Raw genomic sequence first — 4,284 nt, forward strand, 5'->3', positions numbered from 1 at the left:
ATCCGGACGCGCTCGCCTGGGGCACGTGAGGAGGGTCCCCGCGGGGGACGGCAGTGGCTGCGGGGGCGGCCGCGGGCGGCCGGCTCAGGCCGTCGGCGTGCCGTGCAGCAGCTCGAGCAGCGCCTCGCCGTGCTTCTCCAGCTTCGTGCGCCCCAGCCCCGGCACCGCCAGCAACTCCTTCGGCGAGGCGGGCATGGCCTCGGCGATGGCCACGAGCGTGGCGTCCGTGAACACCACGAACGCGGGCATCTTCATCTCGGCGGCCGTGCGGCTGCGCCAGTCCCGCAGCTGCTCGAGCACCGCCTCGTCGTAGGTGGCCGGGCAGTCCAGGCAGCGGCCGACCTTGCGCTCGGCGCCCGTCTCCAGGGGCTTGCCGCAGGTGCGGCACGTGGCCACGGTGGCCCCGCGCCGGCGGGGCTTGGCGGCGCCGGGCGCGGATCCGCGGGCGGGTGCGTGCTCGCGGGTGCCCCCGAGGGTGGGGTCGATCGCCCAGAGGAAGCGGGAGGGGCGGCGGGTGGAGCGCCCGCCCGTGCCGCGGGAGAGCGTCCACGTCAGGGACAGGTGCTCGCGGGCGCGCGTGATGCCCACGTAGAGCAGGCGGCGCTCCTCGTCCACCTCGGCCTGGGTCTCGGCGAAGGAGATCGGCATGAGGCCCTCGGAGAGGCCCACGAGGAACACGGCGTCCCACTCCAGGCCCTTGGCCGAGTGCAGCGAGGCCAGGGTGACCCCCTGGACGGTGGGGGCGTGCTGGTGCTGCGCCCGCTCGTCCAGCTCGGCCACCAGCTCGGTGAGCGTGAACTCCGCCCCGCGCGAGCCGGCCAGCTGCTCGGCGAGGTTCACGAGGGCGTGCAGGGACTCCCAGCGCTCGCGCGCCGCGCCCGTCGCGGCCGGCGGCTGCGCCGAGTACCCCAGGGAGGCGAGCACGTCGCGCACCCGGTCCGGGACGTCGTCGCCGGTGAGGTCCTGCGCGGCGCGTGCCGCGGCCCGTAGCTGCAGGATGCCGTCGCGCACCTCGCGCCGGGAGAAGAACCGCTCGCCGCCGCGCAGCTGGTAGCCGATGCCGGCCGAGGACAGGGCCGTCTCGAACGCCTGGGACTGGCCGTTGGTGCGGAACAGGACGGCGATCTCCGAGGCGGCGACGCCGTCGTCGATCAGGGCGCGGATCCGGTCCGCGACCCAGCCGGCCTCCGCCTCGTCGTCCGTGCACTCGGCGAACACGGGATCCGGCCCGTTGGGGCGCTGGGAGACGAGTTCGAGCGGGTCCGGCCAGCGGGGCATCGTGCGGTCCCGCTGGCCCGCCTTGGTGCGGTCCGCGAGCAGCCGGTTCGCGGCCTCCACCACCTGCGGGCTCGAGCGGTAGTCGCGCACGAGCTCGACGACGGTGGCGTCCGGATGGCGCTCCCGGAAGTCCGTGAGGAAGCGGGACGTGGCCCCGGTGAACGAGTAGATGGTCTGGGAGGCGTCGCCCACCACGCACAGGTCGCCCCGGTCCCCCAGCCACAGGTCCAGGAGGCGGTGCTGCAGCGGGGAGACGTCCTGGTACTCGTCCACGAGGAACACGCGGTACTGGTCCCGGATGGTGGCGGCGATGCGCGGTTCCGTGGAGAGGATGCCCACGAGGATCAGCAGGACGTCCTCGAAGTCGATCATGTTCCGGGCCGTCTTGGCCTCCTCGTAGCCCGTGTAGAGGCGGGCCACGGTGGTGGCGTCCCAGCCGGCGGGCATCTCGCGGCCGCGCGCGGCCTCCGCGTAGCCCTCGGGGGCGTGCAGGGAGACCTTGGCCCACTCGATCTCGCCGGCGAGGTCGCGCAGCCCGGCCCGGTCCACGCTCATCCGCATGCCCTGGGCGACCTCGGTGAGCAGGCGCACCTTGTTCTCGATCAGCGAGGGCATGGGGCCGCCCACCGCCTGCGGCCAGAAGTACTGCAGCTGGCGCAGGGCGGCAGAGTGGAAGGTGCGGGCCTGGACGCCGGCCACGCCGAGGTCGCGCAGGCGGGTGCGCATCTCGGCGGCGGCGCGCGCCGTGAAGGTCAGCGCGAGCGTGCGGTGCGGGTCGAAGACGCCGGAGGCCACGCCGTAGGCGATGCGGTGGGTGATGGCGCGGGTCTTGCCGGTGCCCGCGCCGGCGAGGATGCACACGGGCCCCTGCAGGGCGGTGGCGGCGCGGCGCTGCTCCGGGTCGAGGCCGCGGAGGATCTCGTCGGGAGTGCTCATGCGGGACGAGTCCTCCTAGGTGATCAGGGTCTGCGCATCGGGCAGCGTCCCACCGTACCAATCCTCGATGAGCGCCCGGGCGATGGACACGGCGCCCGGGAGCGTGATCTCGCCCTCGCGGGCCATCGCGGCCAGCTCCTCGCGCTCGAACCACCGGACGGAGAGGATCTCCGTGCCGTCCGCCACGGGCTCGGCGCCGGCGGGGGCCTGCGCCGTGAAGCCGAGCATGAGCGAGCGCGGGAACGGCCAGGGCTGGGAGCCGCGGTAGCGCGGGTCGGCCACAGTGACGCCGGACTCCTCGGCGACCTCGCGCACCACGGCGTGCTCGAGGGACTCCCCCGGCTCCACGAAGCCGGCCAGGCACGAGTGCCGCCCGGCGGGCCAGGCGGCGTTGCGGCCCAGCAGGATCCGGCCGTCCGGATCCGTGACGGCCACGATCACGGCCGGGTCCGTGCGCGGGAAGTGCTCCCGGCCGCAGGCCTCGCAGCGGCGCACCCAGCCGGCGGCCTCCACCGCGGTGGCGCCGCCGCAGAAGGAGCAGAACCGGTGGGCCGCGTGCCAGTTGGCGTTGGCGACGGCGGCCACGAACAGCCCGGCGTCCGCGTCGGAGAGGGCGGCCGCGACGTCGCGCAGGCCCACCCAGGCGGCGTCCGCGAGGGCGGCCGCCGCATCCGGGGGCAGGACCGCCGGCGGCTCGAGCGCCACGGCCACCACAGCGCGCTCCCGCCCGCCGGGGCCGAGGTCGGCCGCGGTGCCGCGGCCCAGGTAGGCGGCCTGCGGCGGGACGGGGCCGGAGGGCGTCGTGAAGCGCAGGCGGCCGTCCGTCACCGGGGCGCGGCCGCCCTGCAGCCACAGCACCTCGGTGCCCTCCCGCTCCCAGGCCGCGGCCAGGTGCCCCGGGTCCAGGCGGGCGACGGCGCCGCGGTCCACCTCCTCGCGCGCCAGCGGCAGCGCCAGGGGCGCCGCCGGGTCGGGGGCCGGTGTGGGGTCGTGGCGGGGCTCGGGGGCGGGCGCGGAGGGGTCCGGGACGGGCATGGCCCCAGGCTATCGAGCCGCTGCCGGTGCGCCCGGCGGCGCCGGACGGCGCGTCGCGCCTAGGCTGGAGGGGTGGATCGTCAGCCCCTACGTCTCGCAGCCCTGGCCGCCGCGGCCGTCCCCGGCCTCGCCCCCGTCTCCGTGGAGGCGAGCCCGGACGACCCCGCGGACTTCTCCACCGCCGTCGTGGTGGACGGGGAGGGCCAGCGCTGGCGCGTGCGCTCCCCCCGCACCCCCGAGGCCGGCATCCGCCTGGAGACGGAGCTGCAGGTCCTGGCGGGCCTGACCCCCGCCGTGCGCGCGGCCCTGCCGTTCCGCACCCCCTCCGTGGCCGGCGCCGTCCGGCTCGAGGGGCTGCGCACCTTCGTCTACCAGGACATGCCGGGCCGCCCGGTCTCCCTGGACGAGCTCGCCGGACTCGGCGAGCCCGCCGTCCAGGACGTGGGCCGCGTGCTGGCCGCCATCCACACCCTCCCGGACGACGTCGTGGACCAGGCCGACCTGCCGTCCTACTCCGCCGAGGAGATCCGTCAGCGGCACCTGCACGCGCTGGATCAGGCCGCCACCTCCGGGCGCGTCCCCCCGCTGCTGCTGCGCCGCTGGGAGGAGGCCATGGAGGAGGAGGCCCTGTGGCGGTTCACCCCCGTGCCCGTGCACGGCGACCTTCACGAGGACAACCTGCTGCTCGAGCGCGGCCGCGTGGTGGGCGTGACCGGCTGGACCGACCTGCACCGGGGCGACCCGGCCGCGGACGTGGCGTGGCTGGCCGCCGCCGAGGACCCCGACCTGGCCGACCGCGTCCTGGACGCCTACGAGTCCCGGCGAGCCGCGGCCGGGGCCGCCGATGACGGCGACACGCACCTGATGCGCCGCGCCGCCCTGCTGGCCGAGTTCGCGCTCGCCCAGTGGCTCGCCCGCGGCCTGGACCGCCATGACGCCGCCATGGTGGCCGAGGCGGAGGCCATGCTGGCCGAGCTCGCGGCGGACGTGCGCGCCGCGGAGGAGGTCCAGGAGCGGCAGGACCGGGAGCAGGCC

Annotated in this window: 3 protein-coding genes; 1 reads left to right on the forward strand and 2 read right to left on the reverse strand. The window is 76.5% G+C overall.

Annotated elements, in window-relative coordinates; translation table 11 throughout:
* Positions 1 to 84: 84 nt before the first annotated feature.
* On the reverse strand, positions 85 to 2,214 hold the full coding sequence (locus NWP10_RS10705) for an ATP-dependent DNA helicase UvrD2 (protein WP_158492808.1): 2,130 nt from the start codon (positions 2,212 to 2,214) through the stop codon (positions 85 to 87).
* Between the two features lie 15 nt (positions 2,215 to 2,229).
* Complete coding sequence (gene nudC / locus NWP10_RS10710; RefSeq protein WP_258300896.1) at positions 2,230 to 3,249, reverse strand: NAD(+) diphosphatase; 1,020 nt, start codon at positions 3,247 to 3,249, stop codon at positions 2,230 to 2,232.
* Positions 3,250 to 3,321: 72 nt separating this feature from the next.
* Here nudC and NWP10_RS10715 point away from each other — a divergent pair.
* Positions 3,322 to 4,284 (forward strand): phosphotransferase (locus NWP10_RS10715; protein ID WP_258300897.1); only part of this gene is annotated, 963 nt, incomplete at its 3' end.

It is taken from the genome of Micrococcus sp. HG099, from assembly GCF_024723355.1.
Classification (GTDB): Bacteria; Actinomycetota; Actinomycetes; order Actinomycetales; family Micrococcaceae; genus Micrococcus; species Micrococcus endophyticus.